The sequence below is a fragment of the Staphylococcus sp. HMSC062H10 genome, assembly GCF_001836945.1.
In the GTDB taxonomy this organism is placed as follows: domain Bacteria; phylum Bacillota; class Bacilli; order Staphylococcales; family Staphylococcaceae; genus Staphylococcus; species Staphylococcus aureus.
Genome location: NZ_KV830996.1, coordinates 17,898 through 38,484, shown reverse-complemented (window position 1 = coordinate 38,484; position 20,587 = coordinate 17,898). Strand labels below are relative to the sequence as shown.

23 protein-coding genes and 2 pseudogenes are annotated in these 20,587 nt (G+C 34.3%); 16 read left to right on the top strand and 9 right to left on the bottom strand.

What is annotated here, in order from left to right; translation table 11 throughout:
• Positions 1-224 precede the first annotated feature (224 nt).
• Positions 225-929: an acetolactate decarboxylase gene (budA, locus tag HMPREF2658_RS12110; RefSeq protein WP_000186130.1), complete on the top strand. Its 705-nt coding sequence runs from the start codon at positions 225-227 to the stop codon at positions 927-929.
• A 77-nt stretch (positions 930-1,006) separates the two neighbouring features.
• Here budA and HMPREF2658_RS12105 read toward each other — a convergent pair whose 3' ends face one another.
• Complete coding sequence (locus HMPREF2658_RS12105; protein ID WP_000953571.1) at positions 1,007-1,867, bottom strand: oxidoreductase; 861 nt, start codon at positions 1,865-1,867, stop codon at positions 1,007-1,009.
• Positions 1,868-1,939: 72 nt separating this feature from the next.
• Here HMPREF2658_RS12105 and panB point away from each other — a divergent pair, with 72 nt between their 5' ends.
• Genes panB through panD form a run of 3 tightly spaced genes read left to right on the top strand, consistent with a single transcriptional unit; the run spans position 1,940 to position 3,987 of the window.
• Complete coding sequence (gene panB, locus HMPREF2658_RS12100; protein ID WP_000860046.1) at positions 1,940-2,758, top strand: 3-methyl-2-oxobutanoate hydroxymethyltransferase; 819 nt, start codon at positions 1,940-1,942, stop codon at positions 2,756-2,758.
• Positions 2,751-3,602, top strand: coding sequence for a pantoate--beta-alanine ligase (panC, locus tag HMPREF2658_RS12095; protein WP_000163746.1), 852 nt, complete (start codon positions 2,751-2,753; stop codon positions 3,600-3,602). The genes panB and panC overlap by 8 nt, the downstream gene beginning before the upstream one ends.
• 1 nt (position 3,603) lies before the next feature.
• Complete coding sequence (panD, locus tag HMPREF2658_RS12090; protein ID WP_000621530.1) at positions 3,604-3,987, top strand: aspartate 1-decarboxylase; 384 nt, start codon at positions 3,604-3,606, stop codon at positions 3,985-3,987.
• 128 nt (positions 3,988-4,115) lie between these two features.
• Here the strand turns inward: panD and HMPREF2658_RS12085 are convergent, their stop codons facing one another.
• The gene (locus HMPREF2658_RS12085) at positions 4,116-5,798 is read right to left on the bottom strand and encodes a CocE/NonD family hydrolase (RefSeq protein WP_001071598.1); all 1,683 of its coding nucleotides are present in this window, start codon (positions 5,796-5,798) and stop codon (positions 4,116-4,118) included.
• Between the two features lie 56 nt (positions 5,799-5,854).
• Between HMPREF2658_RS12085 and HMPREF2658_RS12080 the strand changes: the two are divergent.
• Together HMPREF2658_RS12080 and HMPREF2658_RS12075 are read left to right on the top strand one after the other, a co-directional pair.
• A pseudogene (locus HMPREF2658_RS12080) lies at positions 5,855-5,963 on the top strand (hypothetical protein).
• Positions 5,941-6,529, top strand: a pseudogene (locus HMPREF2658_RS12075) (TetR/AcrR family transcriptional regulator). The pseudogenes HMPREF2658_RS12080 and HMPREF2658_RS12075 overlap by 23 nt, the downstream one beginning before the upstream one ends.
• An 80-nt stretch (positions 6,530-6,609) precedes the next feature.
• Here HMPREF2658_RS12075 and HMPREF2658_RS12070 read toward each other — a convergent pair.
• Positions 6,610-7,059, bottom strand: a complete 450-nt coding sequence (locus HMPREF2658_RS12070; protein WP_000125707.1) for a VOC family protein — start codon at positions 7,057-7,059, stop codon at positions 6,610-6,612.
• A 350-nt stretch (positions 7,060-7,409) separates the two neighbouring features.
• Between HMPREF2658_RS12070 and HMPREF2658_RS12065 the strand changes: the two genes are divergently transcribed.
• Positions 7,410-8,132: an epoxyqueuosine reductase QueH gene (locus tag HMPREF2658_RS12065; RefSeq protein WP_000606206.1), complete on the top strand. Its 723-nt coding sequence runs from the start codon at positions 7,410-7,412 to the stop codon at positions 8,130-8,132.
• Positions 8,133-8,317: 185 nt separating this feature from the next.
• Here HMPREF2658_RS12065 and HMPREF2658_RS12060 read toward each other — a convergent pair whose 3' ends face one another.
• Together HMPREF2658_RS12060 and HMPREF2658_RS12055 are read right to left on the bottom strand one after the other, a co-directional pair.
• Positions 8,318-8,593 (bottom strand): hypothetical protein, encoded by a 276-nt coding sequence (locus HMPREF2658_RS12060; protein WP_000159831.1) that lies wholly within the window; start codon positions 8,591-8,593, stop codon positions 8,318-8,320.
• A gap of 154 nt (positions 8,594-8,747) precedes the next feature.
• On the bottom strand, positions 8,748-9,812 hold the full coding sequence (locus HMPREF2658_RS12055; protein ID WP_000277424.1) for a quinone-dependent dihydroorotate dehydrogenase: 1,065 nt from the start codon (positions 9,810-9,812) through the stop codon (positions 8,748-8,750).
• A 217-nt stretch (positions 9,813-10,029) separates the two neighbouring features.
• Between HMPREF2658_RS12055 and HMPREF2658_RS12050 the strand changes: the two genes are divergently transcribed.
• From HMPREF2658_RS12050 to HMPREF2658_RS12020, 7 genes are all read left to right on the top strand, one after another.
• Positions 10,030-10,896, top strand: coding sequence for a fructosamine kinase family protein (locus tag HMPREF2658_RS12050; RefSeq protein WP_001005532.1), 867 nt, complete (start codon positions 10,030-10,032; stop codon positions 10,894-10,896).
• Positions 10,897-11,235: 339 nt separating this feature from the next.
• Positions 11,236-11,514: a TIGR04197 family type VII secretion effector gene (locus tag HMPREF2658_RS12045; RefSeq protein WP_001621888.1), complete on the top strand. Its 279-nt coding sequence runs from the start codon at positions 11,236-11,238 to the stop codon at positions 11,512-11,514.
• A gap of 14 nt (positions 11,515-11,528) precedes the next feature.
• Positions 11,529-11,897 carry a hypothetical protein gene (locus HMPREF2658_RS12040; protein WP_000066354.1) on the top strand — a complete coding sequence of 123 codons (369 nt, stop codon included), beginning with the start codon at positions 11,529-11,531 and terminating at the stop codon, positions 11,895-11,897.
• Positions 11,885-12,181, top strand: a complete 297-nt coding sequence (locus HMPREF2658_RS12035) for a DUF4176 domain-containing protein (protein WP_000447700.1) — start codon at positions 11,885-11,887, stop codon at positions 12,179-12,181. Before HMPREF2658_RS12040 ends, HMPREF2658_RS12035 begins: the two co-directional genes overlap by 13 nt.
• Positions 12,182-12,514: 333 nt before the next feature.
• Positions 12,515-13,621, top strand: a complete 1,107-nt coding sequence (locus HMPREF2658_RS12030) for an NAD(P)/FAD-dependent oxidoreductase (protein WP_001163735.1) — start codon at positions 12,515-12,517, stop codon at positions 13,619-13,621.
• The gene (locus tag HMPREF2658_RS12025) at positions 13,615-14,955 is read left to right on the top strand and encodes a nucleoside recognition domain-containing protein (RefSeq protein ID WP_000895201.1); all 1,341 of its coding nucleotides are present in this window, start codon (positions 13,615-13,617) and stop codon (positions 14,953-14,955) included. The genes HMPREF2658_RS12030 and HMPREF2658_RS12025 overlap by 7 nt, the downstream gene beginning before the upstream one ends.
• Before the next feature lie 99 nt (positions 14,956-15,054).
• On the top strand, positions 15,055-15,945 hold the full coding sequence (locus HMPREF2658_RS12020; protein WP_000706511.1) for a CobW family GTP-binding protein: 891 nt from the start codon (positions 15,055-15,057) through the stop codon (positions 15,943-15,945).
• Positions 15,946-16,091: 146 nt separating this feature from the next.
• Here the strand turns inward: HMPREF2658_RS12020 and HMPREF2658_RS12015 are convergent, their stop codons facing one another.
• The 4 genes from HMPREF2658_RS12015 to HMPREF2658_RS12000 all read right to left on the bottom strand — a co-directional run bounded on the left by HMPREF2658_RS12015 (position 16,092) and on the right by HMPREF2658_RS12000 (position 19,304).
• Positions 16,092-16,922: an alpha/beta hydrolase gene (locus HMPREF2658_RS12015; protein ID WP_000448902.1), complete on the bottom strand. Its 831-nt coding sequence runs from the start codon at positions 16,920-16,922 to the stop codon at positions 16,092-16,094.
• 19 nt (positions 16,923-16,941) lie between these two features.
• Positions 16,942-17,952, bottom strand: coding sequence for an amidohydrolase family protein (locus tag HMPREF2658_RS12010; RefSeq protein ID WP_000836415.1), 1,011 nt, complete (start codon positions 17,950-17,952; stop codon positions 16,942-16,944).
• 97 nt (positions 17,953-18,049) lie between these two features.
• On the bottom strand, positions 18,050-18,754 hold the full coding sequence (locus tag HMPREF2658_RS12005) for an SDR family NAD(P)-dependent oxidoreductase (protein WP_000161831.1): 705 nt from the start codon (positions 18,752-18,754) through the stop codon (positions 18,050-18,052).
• Positions 18,747-19,304 (bottom strand): TetR/AcrR family transcriptional regulator, encoded by a 558-nt coding sequence (locus tag HMPREF2658_RS12000; protein WP_001224186.1) that lies wholly within the window; start codon positions 19,302-19,304, stop codon positions 18,747-18,749. Before HMPREF2658_RS12000 ends, HMPREF2658_RS12005 begins: the two co-directional genes overlap by 8 nt.
• Before the next feature lie 130 nt (positions 19,305-19,434).
• Between HMPREF2658_RS12000 and HMPREF2658_RS11995 the strand changes: the two genes are divergently transcribed.
• Both HMPREF2658_RS11995 and HMPREF2658_RS11990 read left to right on the top strand, forming a co-directional pair.
• Positions 19,435-19,734: a DUF2316 family protein gene (locus tag HMPREF2658_RS11995; RefSeq protein ID WP_000055844.1), complete on the top strand. Its 300-nt coding sequence runs from the start codon at positions 19,435-19,437 to the stop codon at positions 19,732-19,734.
• An 18-nt stretch (positions 19,735-19,752) separates the two neighbouring features.
• Positions 19,753-20,574, top strand: a complete 822-nt coding sequence (locus HMPREF2658_RS11990; RefSeq protein ID WP_000651845.1) for an NmrA/HSCARG family protein — start codon at positions 19,753-19,755, stop codon at positions 20,572-20,574.
• The last annotated feature ends 13 nt before the right edge of the window (positions 20,575-20,587 follow it).

Here is a 20,587-nt window from a genome sequence, read left to right as displayed (position 1 = left end):
GTTGCGGTAACATGTGGCACTGATAGATCCATTTTTTTAGCAAGCATTGATAGAGGCAATACTTTTGCGTAAAATAATAATTGAATAAAGTATTATGACTCGTGAAAATTTAGTGACATGAATAGAAATGTCGAGGCGTCATTGAGTATAAAGGAAAGTAGTTCTGCATTAATCACGAAGTAGAGCATGACAACGAGGAATAACTATAGGGAGATGGTTTTGGAATGACGAATGTCTTGTATCAACACGGCACATTAGGAACGTTAATGGCTGGCTTACTAGAAGGAACAGCTACAATTAATGAATTATTAGAACATGGGAATTTAGGGATTGCAACGTTAACAGGGTCTGATGGCGAAGTAATATTTTTAGACGGGAAGGCATATCATGCTAACGAGCATAAACAATTTATAGAATTAAAAGGCGATGAGAAAGTACCGTATGCATCGATTACTAATTTTAAAGCGAGTAAGACATTTTCATTGCAACAATTATCACAAGATGATGTATTCGCACAAATTAAAAATGAAATGTTAAGTGAGAATTTATTTTCGGCTGTTAAAATTTATGGCACATTTAAATATATGCATGTACGTATGATGCCTGCTCAGCAACCACCATACACACGTTTGATTGATTCAGCACGCAGACAACCTGAAGAAAAAAGACAAGATATTCGTGGTGCCATTGTTGGATTTTTCACACCAGAATTATTTCATGGCGTAGGGTCTGCTGGTTTTCATATACATTTTGCGGATGATGAAAGAGCTTATGGTGGACATGTTCTTGACTTTGAAGTGGATGACGTTGTCGTTGAGATACAAAACTTTGAAACATTCCAACAACATTTCCCGGTAAATAACGAGACATTTGTTAAAGCGAAAATAGACTATAAAGATGTGGCAGAAGAAATTAGAGAAGCTGAATAGTCTAATATAATTAAAAGACCTTAGCGATATTTAGAACGATATGTTTTAAATGCGTCGTTAAGGTCTTTAATATGTGCTTACATATTTTGTTGATAAGCGCGTAAAAAGCTATAAATAGTATCAAGATATGGGGTGTCAAGATTGTGTTCACGTGCACGTCGATAAATAAAGCCTTGAATCGCTTCGACTTCAAGAGGTTGCTGATGCACAATGTCGTAATACATGCTCGTTCCCATTTCGTCGGGATAACCTTGATATATAGTCATAATAGTATCGACAGTTTGTTCTGAAAAGTTTAACCCCTCTGCCTGTGCAACACGACAACCATCTAGTAATAGCTGCCTACACAGTGTACGTATTTCAGGATTATGCATGATTGCAACTGTCTGTCTCCCGAGTGCTGTTATAGAATTAATGCCCAAGTTAACTAACAATTTATACCAAATAGCTTGTTGAATATTTGCTTCTAATACAATGTCGATTTGACTTTCTTGGACCAAATCTCTAAATTGTCGAGTTAATGTATTATCTTGTATACGTAATTGATAATCTCTGAAGTGCGTAACAACATCGCCTTTCTTTTGACCACTTATATAGACAACTGCTTGGCATACGTTTTTAAATGAAATATGTTCGAGTTGACCATAACCATTTTGGGCTAAAATGATGAGCGTGTCCTCATGTGCAAGATGAGTTAAATGAGGAATAACGGCATCAAGTTGATGTGTTTTGACCGCAATAATAATAACATCAAATGTGTTTGTGACATCTTCATAACCTTTCACAACAATATCTTGTGCAGGTGCATGTGGTACAGTATAATATGTTATTGTTTTGGCGTGTCTCCCGATAAGCGTTGTATGAGGCAATGATTGTTGTAATTCATAGGCAATAGTTGTACCGACAGCGCCTGGGCCGATAATCGCAACTGATAACATCTTCTTCTTTCCTTTCTATAAAAGATTCATTATACTATTTCTAATAATACTGCAAAAAGAGGTTGAATAACATTGAAAACAGTAAGTCAATTAATAGATATGAAACAAAAGCAAACTAAAATTTCTATGGTAACAGCTTATGATTTTCCAAGTGCTAAACAAGTGGAAGCAGCGGGGATTGATATGATTCTTGTTGGGGATTCACTTGGTATGACTGTATTAGGTTATGAAAGTACCGTACAAGTGACGTTAGCAGATATGATTCATCACGGTCGTGCAGTAAGAAGAGGCGCACCAAATACATTTGTAGTTGTTGATATGCCGATTGGTGCAGTAGGCATCTCTATGACACAAGACTTAAATCATGCTCTAAAGCTTTATCAGGAGACGAATGCAAATGCAATTAAAGCAGAAGGAGCGCATATTACACCATTTATTGAAAAAGCAACGGCAATAGGTATTCCTGTTGTTGCACATTTAGGATTAACACCTCAAAGTGTTGGCGTTATGGGATATAAATTACAAGGTGCAACGAAAGAAGCAGCTGAGCAACTTATTTTAGATGCGAAAAATGTAGAACAAGCTGGTGCAGTTGCGTTAGTACTTGAAGCAATTCCAAATGATTTAGCAGAAGAAATTAGCAAGCACTTAACAATTCCAGTCATTGGTATTGGTGCAGGAAAAGGTACAGATGGTCAAGTATTGGTTTATCACGATATGTTAAATTATGGTGTTGAACATAAAGCGAAATTTGTGAAGCAATTTGCTGATTTTAGTGTTGGTGTGGATGGTTTAAAACAATACGATCAAGAAGTTAAATCTGGTGCATTTCCATCAGAAGCATATACGTATAAAAAGAAAATTATGAATGAGGTTAATAACAATGACTAAGCTGATTACTACGGTAAAAGAGATGCAACACATTGTTAAAGCAGCCAAACGCTCAGGCACAACGATTGGTTTTATCCCAACAATGGGTGCCTTACATGATGGACATTTAACGATGGTACGCGAATCAGTTAGTACAAATGATATTACAGTTGTGAGTGTATTTGTTAATCCATTACAATTTGGTCCAAACGAAGATTTCGATGCTTATCCGAGACAAATTGATAAAGATTTAGAATTAGTATCAGAAGTAGGGGCGGACATTGTTTTTCATCCTGCAGTAGAAGATATGTATCCAGGTGAATTAGGTATTGATGTCAAAGTAGGTCCATTAGCTGATGTGTTAGAAGGAGCGAAGCGTCCAGGGCATTTTGATGGGGTGGTAACAGTAGTTAATAAGCTATTTAATATTGTTATGCCGGATTATGCTTATTTTGGTAAAAAAGATGCCCAGCAATTGGCTATTGTCGAGCAAATGGTAAAAGACTTCAATCATGCCGTTGAAATTATTGGTATTGATATCGTTCGAGAAGCAGATGGTTTGGCGAAAAGTTCAAGAAATGTTTATTTGACGGAGCAAGAACGACAAGAAGCGGTACATTTAAGTAAAAGTTTGCTATTAGCACAAGCGTTGTATCAAGACGGTGAACGTCAAAGTAAAGTAATTATAGACAGGGTTACTCAATATCTTGAATCACATATAAGTGGACGCATTGAAGAAGTTGCTGTTTATAGTTATCCTCAATTAGTAGAACAACGTGAAATAACTGGACGCATATTTATCTCGTTAGCTGTCAAATTTTCAAAAGCGCGTTTAATAGATAATATAATAATTGGAGCTGAATAAAGTGATAAGAACAATGATGAATGCTAAAATTCATAGAGCAAGAGTGACTGAGTCAAATTTAAATTATGTAGGTAGCATTACGATTGATTCAGATATATTGGAAGCGGTAGACATCTTGCCAAATGAAAAAGTAGCCATCGTGAATAATAATAATGGTGCACGTTTTGAAACATACGTAATAGCTGGTGAAAGAGGTAGTGGTAAAATTTGTTTAAATGGTGCAGCATCAAGACTTGTTGAAGTAGGCGATGTAGTCATAATCATGACTTATGCACAGTTGAATGAAGAAGAAATTAAACACCATGCACCTAAAGTAGCAGTAATGAATGAAGACAATGTCATTATTGAAATGATTCATGAAAAAGAAAATACGATAGTGTTATAAAATTAAATAGCCATAAATAATAAAAAGGGCCACACCTTGGTTTAAGATTCCAAGCGTGTGGCCTTCTCTTGTTATACAGTCCTATCACTATGTCACTTTTAATCAAAATCGACCGTAATTGCTGTATATCAATTAACGATAGGAATGATTAATTGTGAATCATATTTACCACCAGTATAAATCATGTGCATGCCTTTATTTACGGTTTCTTCATGTTCATAACGTGTTTTCATGCCAGGGGTACTATTACCAATTACAATTTCACTACCTTTTACAACAACTTCCAATGTTTCGCCTTGTTTAAATAGCGTGCCTGAAGGTAACAATTCGATTTCAACAGGTACAATATCAACTTGTGACAACTTTAATTCTGTTTCATGTTTATGCCAAGGTTGCGCAATTGTGGATTTTTCTTGATCTAATTCACGATGTGATACGCGTAACCAACCAGTAGCTACTTGACCATTTTCAATATGATTAAAATCAGGGAAGTTAACTTCATTACCACGACGATCTAACTTTTTAATACCTGCAAATAAATCCATATCGTCTGAGTCTTTAGTGCTTACCCATAGTTTTAATTTCATGTTTCCAACTAACTCAGTATCTTTGTCAAACGTATATTTAAAACTTACATCTTGTCGTTTATCTTCAGAGTCATATTGTGCGACATGCGCGCTACTGATCTTTGCATGATTCAATGTGTGATTTTCAGCATTCAAATACAATGGTGTATATTCTGTGTTAGGTAAAGGGAACGCTGACGCTGATTTGAATTCGCCTTTATAAAATTGATCTCTAACTTCATAAATGACATGAGGCGTATCTTTCCAATCGTTATTTTCTTCTTTAAGGTAAAAATCAAAGAATGATTTTTGGCGTTCGAGATTTTCTCTAGCGTAGTAACTTTCCCACTCTTTACGTCCATGCACATATAGCCATTTTTCTTCTGATGCAGCTTGTTTAAATCCTTCAAAAGAGCCACGGTTGTGCAAACCTTGTGTAGACCAACTCGCACATGTTAGTAGAGGTGTTTTAATTTGTGATAATGGCACTTGACGCTGTTTCCAAAAATCATCGAACAAAGGGTGTTCTTGTTGTGCTTGAATCAAATCTTCGATATTTGGATTATCTGTCCATCTCGCAAAAATACCTTGAGTCCAGAAACGATAAAAGCCAGTATCCGGTATACCTCCGTGAAAGGCTACTTCTCTATACATATCATTTAAGCCTTCCCAAGGAATCATTGCTTTTAAATGTGGTGGATTTAATGATGCGACCCACCATTGAGTCACCGCAAGATAAGAAACGCCATTTGTCCCGATGTTTCCATTACTCCATGACTGATTCGCTGCCCATTCAATCACTTCGTAATAATCTTCCGCTTCTCTTTTTGACCATGGAGATAAGACGCCTTTTGATTTGTCACTACCGCGTAATGCAACTTTAACTACAACATAATCATTTGGCACCCAAAATCCTGGGTCTGGTGATTCTTCAGGTGTAAAACTAGATGTCGGAATGGCGCCTAATGTTGGCCAAAGGGCACCCATATTTGTGATTTTAGGCTTATTATCTTTACCGTAAGTATCTGCAGACATAACTACAGGGAATTTGCCATCTTTATTTGGTCTGAAAATATTAATATATAATTTTTCGCCATCGCGCATTTCCACAGTGACATCTTTTTCCATAATCATTTCTTGATTTCCATATTGAACACTGTCGACAACGATGTGGTTAATACCGGCTTTCACTTCATTGACATTAGTTACAGTTAATTTTGGATTTCCTAGTAAATGTTGGTTCATTGTTATCACCTTTTTCCGTTTGTTTGTATCACCTATATTAAACAGGTAAACATTGTGTGCCAATCATCAATGTTGGAGATTTGTAGGATAATGAACATAACATTTATAATTGTTTATAATCATTGGGGAGGACTTGATACAAATGACTATAGATCGACGTATTAGAAAATCACAAGTTGCAATGAGAAATGCATTTATTGAACTTTTACATCAACACCAATTAGAAGAGATTACTGTGCAACAAATTGCAGATTTAGCTGATGTTAACCGTAGTACATTTTATACGCATTATTATGATAAATATGATTTGCTTGAAAAATTAGAGGACCAGCAGTTGGAGGAAATAAGAGACTTCATTCATGATGAGAAGTTAAATGGAGCAGTTAAGTTATCCACGGATAATATACATCAAATTATGACCGTTTTAATAGAAATGATAGAAAAAGACATCGCATTTTATCAATTGATGTTTCGTATGGGTAAAGATTCAAATATCCACGAAAAAACTTTATGATTTAATTATGTGTCATTTGCAACGTTATAAAAATGAAAATGATCAAATTAATGGTATACCATTTTCCTATTTCATGAGTTATGTTTCAGGTGCGGGATTGTCTCTGATAAGACATTGGGTAGAAGATCCAAACCGTATAGACAAAGTTGACTTAATAAGGCATTTTAATACGATTGTCAATCAAGGGCCAGCAACGATAATTAAAAATATACAATAAAATAAGGCAAGCCATGAATCAAGAGTGGCTTGCTTTGCTAAATAACATAAGCTTATTAAATGATATCTTTATCAATAACATTATTGTTGGATTGCAGTATAGTCTTGACCATGTAACATCCAACGAACACCGTATTTATCGGTAAAGATGCCCATTTTGCCACCCCAGAATTGGTCAGCAAACGGTAATTCTATTTCAATTGAAGAATGATCTTTAATTTGCTCATAGAATGCTTCAACTTTATCAGCATCTTCCTTATTGTTAACATCATAATCAATTAATAATGATATGCCATTATTAATTTTGTCAGCGCGACCAAAAGAATCAGAACATAGCACTTTTACGCCAAGCACTTCAAATTCAGCATGCATAGTTGCTTCTTGCGCTTCTTCCTTAGTCATACCAAAATGTGACGCTTGTTCTTCGCCAACTTCTAAACGTTTAACGTCAGTTGCACCAAATACTTCTTCGTAATATGCAAGGGCTTCTTTTGAATTTTCAAAAGCGATATAAGGGAATAATGCTGTCATGTAAAACACCTCAATGTATTATTTTTATTACTAACATCATGTTACATTAAAAATAGACAAAAGTATAACTTTAACGATTAATTGAAATCAATTTTTTGTAAAACACATGATAAATTGAAGGGTGAAATTTTTCAACATGTAGTAAACATATATGACATACAAAAAATGAAAATGACACAGAGACGTATGTGTTGTTTAGTGTTGTAAAATTCAAGTTTAAAAAATACTTCAGATACATAAGGGATTTTCGAAATATAAATGTATTAAAATAAATTTCTAACTTTTTTGACTGACATTTAATATGAATCATATATAATAGAAGTTAATGATTCAATGTGGGAGGTTAAATCATGATTAATGCTGAACCAATTATCAGTAAAATGAAAAATCAAAAAATTAATTATGACAAGGTGTTGAAGAAATTAATCGGGCAGTGGGAAAGAGAAGCAATCAGACCTAAAATCTTATTGCATAGTTGTTGTGCACCTTGTAGTACATATACATTAGAGTTTTTAACACAATATGCAGACATTGCAATTTATTTCGCGAATTCCAATATTCATCCGAAAAATGAATATTTACGACGTGCTAAAGTGCAAGAACAATTTGTGGAAGATTTTAATCGCAAGACTGGTGCGAATGTGAAGTATATTGAAGCACCTTATGAACCGCATAAGTTTATGAAAATGGTGAAAGATAAAGAATTAGCTGATGAAAAAGAAGGCGGCTTACGTTGTACTGCTTGTTTTGAAATGCGTTTGGATATTGTAGCTAAAGCAGCTGTAGAGCATGGGTATGACTATTTTGGAAGCGCACTAACGTTATCCCCTAAAAAGAACGCACAATTAATCAATGAACTTGGTATGGATGTCCAAAAAATATACGATGTGAATTATTTGCCAAGTGATTTTAAGAAAAGTAAAGGTTATGAGCGTTCCATAGAAATGTGTAATGACTATAATATCTTTAGGCAGTGTTATTGTGGATGTGTCTTTGCAGCGATGCAACAAGGTATTGATTTTAAAACAGTTAATAAAGAAGCGAAAGCATTTTTAGAACAATATCCAGATTAATCATTGGAAATGAGATAAAAGGCAGGCGCATATACAAGCCATGCCCTATTAAAAATTATCAAATAGAAACCCGAGACTTTAGTGAAATGAATCATACTAAAATCTCGGGTTATTTATATCATCGTAAATATTGTAGCTATAATGAATAACTGAATCCTGAGACATAAAACAATGTCTCACTCTAATTACATCATTTTATGAACAAATCTTATAATTGCTAAAATAACAATGACAAGTGTTGAAATAAGAGAAAAAACTTTAAACTTTTTGTAGTCGTTTTTCGTTTCATTTTCACCTGTTTTCATCATTTCACGTAGCTCTTGCTCGATTTCTAAATCAAGATCTGTTTTACGATAACCATTTAAACCTTGACGTTCATCTTCTTCAGTTTGATTTTGTTGCTTTGTGTCTTTGTTGTCAGAAGTCGCTACTGTTTTTTTATTATCTGTTTCTTTAGTCATAACAAACGCCTCCGTTATAAAACGCTATATTTAATGATATGTGATATTTAAGCCATTATTTTGAAAAATGGTGATAAATATATCTTCTTGAGTTATATCATAATTTTAATAAGACGATTCAGCAAGTTTTAAAGTGTTATTTGACTACGTTGGATTAGGCATCTAGTCCTATAATATCACTGACATTGTCAAAATGATGATCTTTTAAGTAACGTGCGATGCCTTTGTTCATTTTCTTAGTTAAACCTGGGCCTTCAATAACAAGTGATGAATAAATTTGAATAAGTGACGCACCGTGACGCATCATTTTGATTGCATCTTCAGTACTGAATACGCCGCCTGTACCTATAATTAAAAATTCACCATTTGTTTGCTGATAAGCATACTTAATCAATTTTAAATTACGTTCAAATAATGGACGACCACTCAAACCGCCTTCTTCGACTTTATTAGCAGAAGTTAAACCATCTCGTTGTCGCGTTGTGTTTGCTAAGATGATACCGTCAAATGTCTCAGTAATCGCTGGTAATAGTGCTTTTAAGCCATCGAAATCCATATCAGACGTTAGTTTTAAGTAAATTGGCACTGTTACATCGTGCTGTTTTTTAAATGTTGTTAAAGCTTGGCATAACATTGAAAATTCATCTTTATCATGGAAGTTTTGAAGATTTTCAGTATTTGGAGAACTGATATTGACTGTGAAAAATGAAACGTCGTGTTTAAACGTATCAACAACCTTTATATAATCTTGATAACGCGCTTCATAAGGTGTCATTTTATTCACACCAACATTGATACCAACAGGTACTTGATAAGCATTTTTACGCAAATGACTGAGTGCTTTGTTCATACCAATATTATTGAAGCCCATTCGATTTATCAAGGCATCATCTTCTAATAATCTAAACATGCGTGGTTGAGGGTTACCCGGTTGAGGTTTAGGTGTGATACCACCTAATTCTAAAGCACCGAATCCAAGGTGTTCCAATGCTTTTGGCACTTCGCAAGATTTGTCGAAACCAGCTGCTAAGCCAATTGGATTGTCGTACGTATTACCTTGTATCGTTTGTGATAACGTTGGATTCTTATAAGTAAATAGTTTATCGACGACTGGGAATAAAACCGGAAATTTTTGTAACGTTTTTAATGCATCGATAGTTAGTCCGTGTGCTTTTTCGGGTTCGATTTTGAATAAGAAAGGTTTAATTAATTTGTACATGAGTATGCTCCTATTTCATTATATTTGAGGCTTACTATCCTCAACTTAATATATGTGAAATATATTCTTTTAATAGACTAGCATTTCCCTACATAATTTCCTAGTTAAAACTAAAAAGTTTTGAAAATTGACGCAAGTTTGAATAACGTTTTTAAGATTAAATCATCCTAATTAGGCAATATAATAGTATAAAGTAAGCGTAATGGAAGGTGTTTGTATGAATGAACAATGGTTAGAGCAATTACCTTTAAAAGATATTAAAAAGATTTCACCAGTGAGTGGTGGTGATGTAAACGAAGCATATCGAGTCGAAACGGATACGGATACATTTTTCTTACTTGTCCAACGTGGACGTAAAGAATCATTTTATGCTGCAGAAATTGCAGGTTTAAATGAATTTGAACGTGCAGGTATCACGGCACCTAGAGTAATTGCAAGTGGCGAGGTTAACGGTGATGCGTATTTAGTGATGACGTATTTAGAAGAAGGGGCTTCAGGGAGTCAACGCCAATTAGGGCAACTCGTAGCTCAATTACACAGTCAGCAACAAGAAGAAGGCAAATTTGGCTTCTCATTACCTTATGAAGGTGGCGATATTTCTTTTGATAATCATTGGCAAGACGATTGGTGTACCATTTTTGTCGACAAGCGCATGGACCATTTGAAAGATGAGTTGCTAAATAGAGGGCTATGGGATGCCAACGATATCAAAGTATATGACAAAGTGCGACGTCAAATTGTGGCGGAATTAGAAAAGCATCAAAGTAAACCGTCTTTATTACATGGTGACCTATGGGGTGGTAATTATATGTTCTTACAAGATGGTCGTCCAGCGTTATTTGATCCAGCGCCATTATATGGTGACAGAGAATTTGATATCGGTATTACAACGGTATTTGGTGGTTTTACGAGCGAATTTTATGATGCGTATAATAAACATTATCCACTCGCAAAAGGTGCATCCTATAGACTTGAATTTTATCGTTTATATTTATTGATGGTGCATTTATTGAAATTTGGGGAGATGTACCGTGATAGTGTTGCGCAATCTATGGATAAGATTTTACAAGATACAACAGGTTAGTTATTACGTTAGATTAAGATAATAAATAATATGCACAGATATTTTTACAATGAGAAGGTCTTCAGCTGCCTCAATAAAATATTTGTGCTTTTTTATTGTTGGAAAATAAAATTTTAATTTCTAGCGCTAATTTCTGTAATGCAAAACAAGGTTGATTTGCAATAAAAGTGATTTTATAACTTTTTGTTCAATAAAATTCTAGGAATGATACATATTTATTGATACAATAATTTTGAATATAATCATAAAACAATATTTAAGTATAATTGAATGTTTGAATATCATATATTGATACAGTTTCTAATAATTTTAAAATAATTTAAATGGGAAGAGGTGTAAATGATGAGTACAGTTCAAAGTGATATTTTTAAGACCAATAGTGCATCATCATCTATTAAAAGCGCTGTTGAAACATGTAATAATGTTTCGAAACCGGATAAAGATGAAAGTACAACAGTAAGTGGAAATAATAATGCTCATAGTGTGATAGATGATTTGATTAGTAAGAATCAATCTGTTGCTGAAGCAATACGAACTGCGAGCGATAGTATACAAAAAGTTGGCGAAGAATTTAATCAAACAGACGTAATGATTGGTAATGAAATTGGCAAAAATTAAAACGTGGTGAAATGATGTCTAATAAACTTGATGAAATCAATAAAATAATCACAGCGAAACATAAGCAAATGGATGACTTATATGATGAAAAGCAAGAGGTTAAAGCATTGATAGATGAAAGTGATGCGCTTAATCATTCGATAGAACAATTATATCAACATTTAAGTGAGCGTTATTATAGTAGCAATATGGCTAGTCGCATGGAACAGTTACGCGATGAATTTCATTTTGCGAAACGACGTTCAACGGAAGCGTTATACGAGCAGCAACAGCAAATTCAACATGGCATTCGTAAAGCGGAAGAAGAGATGATTGACTTGGAAATGCGAAGGAATATCGAAATCGAGATGGTGACAAAGGAGGAAAATAAATGGAAACAATAGGAAGCATTATTTATTTAAAAGAAGGTTCGCAAAAGTTAATGATTATTAAAAGAGGACCAATTGTAGAAATTGAAAATCAAAAGTATATGTTTGACTATTCTGCATGTAAATATCCGATTGGTGCTGTGGAAGATGAAATTTATTATTTTAACGAAGAAAATATAGATTCAGTTATTTTTAAAGGTTATTCTGATCAAGATGAGGTTAGATTTCAAGAGTTGTTTGATAATATGAAACAAAATTTGGATAGTGAAATACAACGTGGAGAAGTTACACAACAATAAAGAAATACTTTATATTTATTGGGGGGACGACGAAATAAATTTTGTAAAAATATGATTTCTGTCTCATCGCCAAAATGTTATCTCCAAGTACTGAGGCTGGATGACAACCATTGAATGTCTATCGCAATCATTTGAACTAACCGTAGCATCTTTAAATTTAATAAAAAAGACACATACCAACTTCCGAAATGTAGATGAATTCTCTACAATAGCGGAAGTTTTTCTTTTAATATTGAAATTTCTCAAGGATAGGTCTATACTTTATAAATCGTAATTATTACGATTTATAATCAAAAACAATAACTTGAAATAGATCATTGAGGGAGTGTTAATATGCAACATCATAAAGTGGCTATTATCGGTGCCGGTGCTGCAGGTATAGGTATGGCCATTACCTTAAAAGATTTCGGTATAAAAGATGTCATTATTTTAGAAAAAGGAACAGTAGGACATTCATTTAAACATTGGCCGAAATCGACCCGTACGATTACGCCATCATTTACGTCTAATGGATTTGGCATGCCTGATATGAATGCAATTTCCATGGATACTTCACCAGCATTTACATTTAATGAAGAACATATTTCCGGAGAAACATATGCTGAATATTTACAAGTGGTTGCCAACCATTACGAGCTGAATATCTTTGAAAACACAGTTGTCACAAATATATCTGTAGATGATGCATATTATACGATTGCAACGACAACAGAGACATATCACGCGGATTATATCTTTGTCGCAACAGGTGATTATAATTTCCCTAAAAAGCCATTTAAATATGGTATTCATTATAGTGAAATTGAAGACTTTGATAACTTTAATAAGGGGCAATATGTGGTTATCGGAGGTAATGAAAGTGGCTTTGATGCTGCATATCAACTTGCAAAAAATGGCTCTGATATCGCACTTTATACTAGCACAACCGGTTTAAATGATCCGGATGCTGATCCTAGTGTTAGATTGTCACCTTATACACGTCAGCGACTAGGTAATGTCATTAAGCAAGGAGCTCGCATTGAAATGAATGTGCATTATACAGTTAAAGATATTGATTTTAACGATGGACAGTATCATATCAGTTTTGATAGCGGACAAAGTGTGCATACGCCTCATGAACCAATACTAGCAACTGGCTTTGATGCAACAAAAAATCCAATCGTTCAACAATTATTTGCGACAACAAATCAAGATATTAAATTAACAACACATGATGAATCGACACGTTATCCGAATATTTTTATGATTGGTGCAACAGTTGAAAATGATAATGCCAAATTATGCTATATCTATAAATTCAGAGCGCGATTTGCAGTACTTGCACATCTTTTAACACAGCGGGAAGGCTTACCAGCTAAACAAGAGGTCATTGAAAATTACCAAAAAAATCAAATGTATTTAGATGATTATTCATGTTGTGAAGTGTCATGCACATGTTAGAAGTGAAATATGATATGAGAACCGGGCATTATACGCCCATACCTAATGAACCTCATTATTTGGTTATTAGTCATGCGGATAAACTTACCGCAACAGAAAAAGCGAAATTAAGATTATTAATCATAAAACAGAAATTAGATATTTCATTGGCAGAAAGTGTAGTTTCTTCGCCTATAGCGAGCGAACATGTGATAGAACAATTGACACTATTTCAACATGAACGACGACATTTAAGACCTAAAATAAGTGCGACATTTTTAGCCTGGTTGTTGATATTTTTAATGTTTGCATTGCCAATCGGTATCGCTTATCAATTTTCAGATTGGTTTCAAAATCAGTATGTATCAGCATGGATAGAATATTTAACTCAAACAACATTGCTCAATCACGATATATTACAGCATATATTATTTGGTGATTATGGTGTGCTATCACTTGGAACATATTCGCTCGTATGGGCATTGCCGGTTGTAATATTGATTAGTTTATCAACTGCTGTAATTGATCAAACAGGACTCAAATCATGGATGATATGGGCAATTGAACCTTCAATGTTACGGATAGGATTACAAGGCAATGATATCGTGCCACTATTAGAAGGATTTGGATGTAATGCAGCAGCCATTTCACAAGCAGCACACCAATGTCATACCTGCACGAAGACACAGTGCATGAGCTTAATAAGTTTTGGTAGTTCTTGCAGTTATCAAATAGGCGCGACATTATCTATTTTTAGTGTAGCTGGAAAGTCATGGCTGTTTATGCCGTACTTAATATTAGTACTATTAGGTGGCATCTTGCATAATAGGATATGGTTGAAAAAGAATGATCAACAACTTAGCGTTCCGCTACCTTATGATAGGCAATTACATATGCCAAATATACGTCAAATGTTGCTACAAATGTGGCAAAATATACAAATGTTTATCGTTCAAGCGCTACCTATTTTTATCACAATCTGTCTTATTGTTAGTATTTTATCACTAACGCCAATTTTGAATGTTTTATCACAAATATTTACACCTATATTATCGTTATTAGGCATCTCGTCAGAATTGTCACCAGGGATTTTATTTTCAATGATTCGAAAAGACGGCATGCTCTTGTTTAATTTGCATCAGGGCGCCTTATTACAAGGAATGACAGCAATACAGTTACTACTACTTGTGTTTTTTAGTTCAACTTTTACAGCGTGCTCGGTCACAATGACGATGCTTTTGAAACATTTAGGTGGTCAGTCAGCACTAAAATTAATTGGAAAGCAAATGGTGACATCATTGTCTTTAGTTATTGGTGTAGGCATCATTGTTAAAATGGTAATGTTGATTATTTAAAAAAGAAATGAACTATAACTGAATATAGAGTCATGTCAGTCAATAGGAAAGCTATCTTGGAATATTCTATGCATATGAAGTATAAGAGGAGAGTCGCAGATGAAAATAGTTATTATAGGTGGGTTTTTAGGTGGCGGTAAAACGACTGTCTTAAATCATTTGCTCGCTGAATCATTAAAGGAGTCGCTGAAACCGGCAGTTATTATGAATGAATTTGGCAAAATGAGTGTTGATGGTGCCTTAGTATCTGAAGACATACCTTTAAGTGAACTGACAGAGGGGTGTATCTGTTGTGCAATGAAAGCAGATGTATCAGAACAGTTACATCAATTATATTTAAAAGAGCAACCAGACATTGTATTTATTGAATGTAGTGGGATTGCAGAACCGGTCTCTGTCTTAGATGCTTGTTTAACACCTATTTTAGCTCCGTTTACAACAATTACACATATGATTGGTGTAATAGACGCAAGCATGTATAAACACATTAAATCATTCCCTAAAGACATCCAAGGCTTATTTTATGAGCAATTAGCATATTGTTCTGTCTTATTTGTTAATAAAATAGATTCAGCAGATGTTGATACGACGAGCAAACTTTTAAAAGATTTAGAAGTAATTAATCCAGATGCTGATATACAAGTTGGTATGCATGGCAGAGTCACTTTGCCAATATCAGTTGGCCAAATGACAGTAACTTCTGACAATAAACATAAGTCGTTACATCAAATGATTAATCATCAATTTGTACAATCACCAGTCAAATGTACAAAAGCTGAATTTATAGAACGTTTAGCATGCCTTCCGTCTCATATTTATAGGTTGAAAGGATTTATGACATTCCAAGACACCACACATACATATCTCATTCAATTTACACAAGGACAATATGAATTAACACCTGTAGCATTTTCAAAAAAAGTGCCAGAATATTTGGTGCTTATCGGAAAGGGTATTTCAAAAGAAGACTATCAATGTTTGGAACAGTAGTGTTTTCAGTGGAAAAGAATGGTTAACATGCCTTCATGTATAATAACGAGTCGATTTGAATGTTTAAACGTAAACAAAAATAAGCTTAGGCAGTCATCAAAAATATTTTGAAAACTGCCCAAGCTGTTTTATTAGAGAACGATAGATTAACCCCACATATTTAATAATACGTCAGCAAAGCCTTCAGGTTTTTGAATATAACCTAAGTGACCGCCTGGAATATCTACAATAGGTATGCCAGTTTCTTTATTTATATAAAAGTTAACATCTTGTGGGAAGGAGCCTCTAGAATCTGTCCCATTTAGTAGGGTGATTTTATCGCTGTATTTTATGAAATCATCCAAAGTAATATCTGAATGCGTATATTGTCTAATTTCAAATTCTGACCAGAACATCGTACGTTTGTACTGTTCTATACGTCCTTCTTCAGTATCAGCAGGTTGAGACATCATTTTTGCATCAATTGGTGCGATATTTAATGTTTCACCAAATGTTTTCATGCCTTTTTCTAAGCCTTCTGTTAAAATTTGATGCACAATGTCATCATTTTTATCTTTCCAATAAGTACTGTCTGGTAAAAATGTATTAATTGGTGGTTCATGAAATGCAATCTTTTTAACGACTTCAGGGTAATCTTTTAACACATGCATCGCAACGATTGAACCTGAACTTGAACCTAATATATAGACAGGTTCATCACTTAATGACTTTGCAAGTTCGGCAATGTCCTGTGCGTCGCGTTTGACACGATAATCACTGTCAGGGTTAGAAGCGGAATCAGGGAGTGGTTCAGTTAACTCGCTTTCTCCATAATCACGACGATCAACGGCTACAACAGTAAAATGGTCTTTTAACTGTTCTGCAAGAGGTAGAAAAATGTCTCCGGTACCGTTTGCACCAGGAATAAAGATGAGCACGGGTCCTTGTCCGACTTGGTGGTAGCGTAATTTAGCGCCTTGTAATTCTAAAGTTTCCATATTCAATGACCTCCATTTGTTAATTGTTAGATGATAAACCTAATAATTTAACACCATTTGTATAACTTATTTTCTCCTTTTCTTCATCTGTTAAACCCAGTTCATCTAAAAATACACCTAATTTTTCAGGCTCAATATATGGATAATCAGCAGCATAAAGAATTCTATCAATGCCTACTTCTTTCTTGACTAAATCAAACTGTGGCTTCGTTAACATGCCACTCGGTGTGATATAAAAATTATTTTTAAAGTAATAGCTTACAGGGTGGTTCAAATGTTCAGCGAATAAAGCTTCATCCATACGTTCTAAGAAGAAGGGGATAAACTCACCCCAATGTCCAATAATCATATTTAACTTTGGATAACGATCAAAAATGCCAGATAATACTAGATGTATTGCATGAATACCGACATCAATGTGCCAACCATAACCAAAACAAGCAAATGTTGCCGCAGTTACTTCAGGATAATTTCCTTTATAGTATGATTGATAAATGTCACTGTTAACTGGCGCGGGATGTAGATAAATCGGTACGTCTAAATTTTCAGCTTTTTTGAAAATAATGTCATATTTGTCTTGATCAAGAAAACCATCTTGTGCACGTCCCATAATGAGCGCACCTTTGAATCCTAAATCATTGATGCAACGTTCGAATTCTCGCGCTGCGGCTTCAGGCTCATTGATAGGTAAAGTTGCAAAGCCTACAAAACGATTGGGATATTGTGCAATATAGTTTGCCAATTGATCGTTGGCTTTTTGACATAATTCAATGGCTTTCTGACCAACTAAATTTGAAGGAGACCCATTTCCATAAGATAAGACTTGAATTTGAACGTCTTGATTATTCATAAATTGGATACGTTCATCATGATGTGATAATTCATCTGCATTTGTAAAACCTGTCTTTTTTTCAAGGCCTTCTAACATTACTTTCATCGGCACACCTTTAGGATCTGCCGATATCGCATTCATCGTTTCTTTTTGAATATCTTCAATGACATAATGTTCTTCAAACGTAATACTTTTCATTTGATTCGCCTCCATATTGTTTTGCATGTATATTGCATCTATTGCAGAAGCATTTTTTATTTACCTCTAAATTCAATATTTGTAACATAAATTTGGATTACCAAGGCATTTCACCATTCCCATTAATAAATGTACCTGTCGGGCCATCTGCATCAATGGTTGCTAATTGAATGATTGGCTTGATCCCTTCAGAAACATGTTTTGAATTATTACTAAAATCACCAACTAAATCAGTGTTTGTAGCACCTGGATCAGCAGCATTGATTTGCATGTTTGGTAATCCTTTAGCGTATTGTAATGTTAGCATTGTTACTGCCGATTTAGACGAACAATAAGCTAATGAATTCACTTTATATTCAGCTGTTTCGGGGTTTGTAACCATTCCAAATGAACCTAAACCACTTGATACGTTGACGACAACAGGTTGTTCAGATTTTTCTAAGAGAGGGACGAATGTGTTCATCATTCGAACGATACCAAATACATTCGTTTGATATACTTCTTCAACGTCACGAGGTGTCAATTTGGAAGGTGCTGAAAATTGACCAGATATACCTGCATTGTTAATGAGGATATCAAGACGACCTTCTTTTTCAGCAATCATGTTATAAGCATTTTTGACAGAGTAGTCACTTGTAACATCTAACTGTACATAATGAACACCTAATTTTTGAGATGCTTGTTGTCCTCTTACGTCATTACGAGAACCTATATACACTTTGTAGCCCAATGCTTTAAGTGCCTCCGCACTTGCATAGCCTAATCCTTTATTACCACCTGTAATTAACACAATTTTAGTCATTACGTTCCACCTCATCTAAATAAATGTTTAATAAATAATTTCTATACGCTTCAATTGAAATATGGCGATGTTCTATTTGGAAATCAAATACACGTGTTGATAATGCTTGCAACAGCATATCTGTTTTAAACTTCGTGTAAATGTCGTCATCGCTTTTAAACAAGTCATAATAAAAATCAAATAATTCTTGATAAAATGCGCTTTGGTAAAAACGTAATTTATTGTTGCCTGCTTCAATACATTGCAGTAGTGCCTTATTATCGATTTTAAATTGTAAAAGATAATCTAACGACACTTGCATAACCTCATAATTAGAATGATAGTCATCTTTAATTTGCTTAAAATGAGTGATAAAAATATCAAGGTCTCTTTGTATGACGTAGTAGCATAAATCGCTTTTATCTTTAAAATGTCGATATAGTGTCCCCATACCGATACCTAGTTCTTTAGCAATACGGTTCATACTAATGTTTTCAACGCCTTCTTCATCAAAAAGTTTGTGCGCTATTTCTTCAATTCGTTGCCTATTCTCTTTTGCATCTTTTCGCATGATTCCACCTACTTATAGTTCTCTAAAATTGACAAACGGATAACTCTCCGTTTATTATAAAACGTGTTAAGAAAGTTAGCAATGAATTTGCAATAACTATTAAACATCATAAAAGAAAAGAGTGTTGCGTATGTCTTTAAATAAAGAGCAAAGACGTATTACAGCTGAAGAATTGCAAGCACATTTCGAAGCATCAACTTTATCGGTTCAAATGATTGCAGAAAAACTGAATGTTACTACAGAAGATGTGGAAAAAGCATTAGCTATGAAAGCGCCACTAGGCATTTTTAGTCATCAATTACAACGATTTATTCATTTAGTATGGGATGTCAGAAATGTAATAAATGACAATATTAAGGAAAATGGACAAACACCAGAACCATATACGTATTTAAAAGGTGAAAAAGAGGACTATTGGTTTTTAAGATAAAAGGGGAGTGGATCTAAAATGAAAGATATTTTAGTAATAGGCGCAACAGGGAAGCAAGGTAATGCAGTTGTAAAACAGTTGTTAGAGGATGGATGGTATGTAAGTGCATTAACAAGAAATAAGAATAATCGTAAACTTTCAGACATAGGACATCCGCATTTATCAATCGTTGAAGGTGATCTGAGTGATAGTGTTAGTTTGCAATCAGCGATGAAAGGGAAGTATGGCTTATACAGTATTCAGCCAATCGTTAAAGATGATGTTAGCGAAGAATTAAGACAAGGTATGAAGATAATTGAAATAGCTGAGCAAGAAAATATTCAACATATTGTGTATAGTACTGCGGGAGGGGTTAATCGAAATCGAACTGGCCCACACTTTGAAGTACTAGCAAAAATAGAAAATAGATTAATAGAATCTAATATAAATGCAACAATTATCAAACCATCATTCTTTATGGATAATTTTTTACGTATTGCTAAAGTCGAAGATGAACGTATTACATTACCAGAATTTATTAATCCGAATATAAAATTCACAATGATTTCTTCTATTGATATAGCTAAAATTGCATCGTATATTTTTGCACATCCACAAAGCTTTACGCATCAATCAATAGAGATTGGTTCCGATGAAGTTACATTAAGTGAAGCAGCAACAATTTTTAGTGAAGTGACAGGTAAATCAACTGTTATAGAAGGAGAATTTGTTAGTGGTGTTGCAGAAAAGCAATGGTTGGAAGAAAAAGGTTATGAAGTAGACTTTGAATTAATGGCTGAAATAAATCCAACAAGATTATCATTAAGTGATTGGCTTAAAGTCCAAGACTATAATAAGTAATGAATGGGGTGCA

What these genes read in the sequence shown, in the direction of transcription:
- budA (WP_000186130.1), top strand. Translation starts at nt 225, where the DNA reads ATGACGAATGTCTTGTATCAACACGGCACATTAGGAACGTTAATGGCT.
- HMPREF2658_RS12105 (WP_000953571.1), bottom strand. Translation starts at nt 1,867, where the DNA reads ATGTTATCAGTTGCGATTATCGGCCCAGGCGCTGTCGGTACAACTATT.
- panC (WP_000163746.1), top strand. Translation starts at nt 2,751, where the DNA reads ATGACTAAGCTGATTACTACGGTAAAAGAGATGCAACACATTGTTAAA.
- HMPREF2658_RS12085 (WP_001071598.1), bottom strand. Translation starts at nt 5,798, where the DNA reads ATGAACCAACATTTACTAGGAAATCCAAAATTAACTGTAACTAATGTC.
- HMPREF2658_RS12070 (WP_000125707.1), bottom strand. Translation starts at nt 7,059, where the DNA reads ATGACAGCATTATTCCCTTATATCGCTTTTGAAAATTCAAAAGAAGCC.
- HMPREF2658_RS12065 (WP_000606206.1), top strand. Translation starts at nt 7,410, where the DNA reads ATGATTAATGCTGAACCAATTATCAGTAAAATGAAAAATCAAAAAATT.
- HMPREF2658_RS12060 (WP_000159831.1), bottom strand. Translation starts at nt 8,593, where the DNA reads ATGACTAAAGAAACAGATAATAAAAAAACAGTAGCGACTTCTGACAAC.
- HMPREF2658_RS12055 (WP_000277424.1), bottom strand. Translation starts at nt 9,812, where the DNA reads ATGTACAAATTAATTAAACCTTTCTTATTCAAAATCGAACCCGAAAAA.
- HMPREF2658_RS12050 (WP_001005532.1), top strand. Translation starts at nt 10,030, where the DNA reads ATGAATGAACAATGGTTAGAGCAATTACCTTTAAAAGATATTAAAAAG.
- HMPREF2658_RS12045 (WP_001621888.1), top strand. Translation starts at nt 11,236, where the DNA reads ATGATGAGTACAGTTCAAAGTGATATTTTTAAGACCAATAGTGCATCA.
- HMPREF2658_RS12040 (WP_000066354.1), top strand. Translation starts at nt 11,529, where the DNA reads ATGTCTAATAAACTTGATGAAATCAATAAAATAATCACAGCGAAACAT.
- HMPREF2658_RS12035 (WP_000447700.1), top strand. Translation starts at nt 11,885, where the DNA reads ATGGAAACAATAGGAAGCATTATTTATTTAAAAGAAGGTTCGCAAAAG.
- HMPREF2658_RS12030 (WP_001163735.1), top strand. Translation starts at nt 12,515, where the DNA reads ATGCAACATCATAAAGTGGCTATTATCGGTGCCGGTGCTGCAGGTATA.
- HMPREF2658_RS12025 (WP_000895201.1), top strand. Translation starts at nt 13,615, where the DNA reads ATGTTAGAAGTGAAATATGATATGAGAACCGGGCATTATACGCCCATA.
- HMPREF2658_RS12020 (WP_000706511.1), top strand. Translation starts at nt 15,055, where the DNA reads ATGAAAATAGTTATTATAGGTGGGTTTTTAGGTGGCGGTAAAACGACT.
- HMPREF2658_RS12015 (WP_000448902.1), bottom strand. Translation starts at nt 16,922, where the DNA reads ATGGAAACTTTAGAATTACAAGGCGCTAAATTACGCTACCACCAAGTC.
- HMPREF2658_RS12010 (WP_000836415.1), bottom strand. Translation starts at nt 17,952, where the DNA reads ATGAAAAGTATTACGTTTGAAGAACATTATGTCATTGAAGATATTCAA.
- HMPREF2658_RS12005 (WP_000161831.1), bottom strand. Translation starts at nt 18,754, where the DNA reads ATGACTAAAATTGTGTTAATTACAGGTGGTAATAAAGGATTAGGCTAT.
- HMPREF2658_RS12000 (WP_001224186.1), bottom strand. Translation starts at nt 19,304, where the DNA reads ATGCGAAAAGATGCAAAAGAGAATAGGCAACGAATTGAAGAAATAGCG.
- HMPREF2658_RS11995 (WP_000055844.1), top strand. Translation starts at nt 19,435, where the DNA reads ATGTCTTTAAATAAAGAGCAAAGACGTATTACAGCTGAAGAATTGCAA.
- HMPREF2658_RS11990 (WP_000651845.1), top strand. Translation starts at nt 19,753, where the DNA reads ATGAAAGATATTTTAGTAATAGGCGCAACAGGGAAGCAAGGTAATGCA.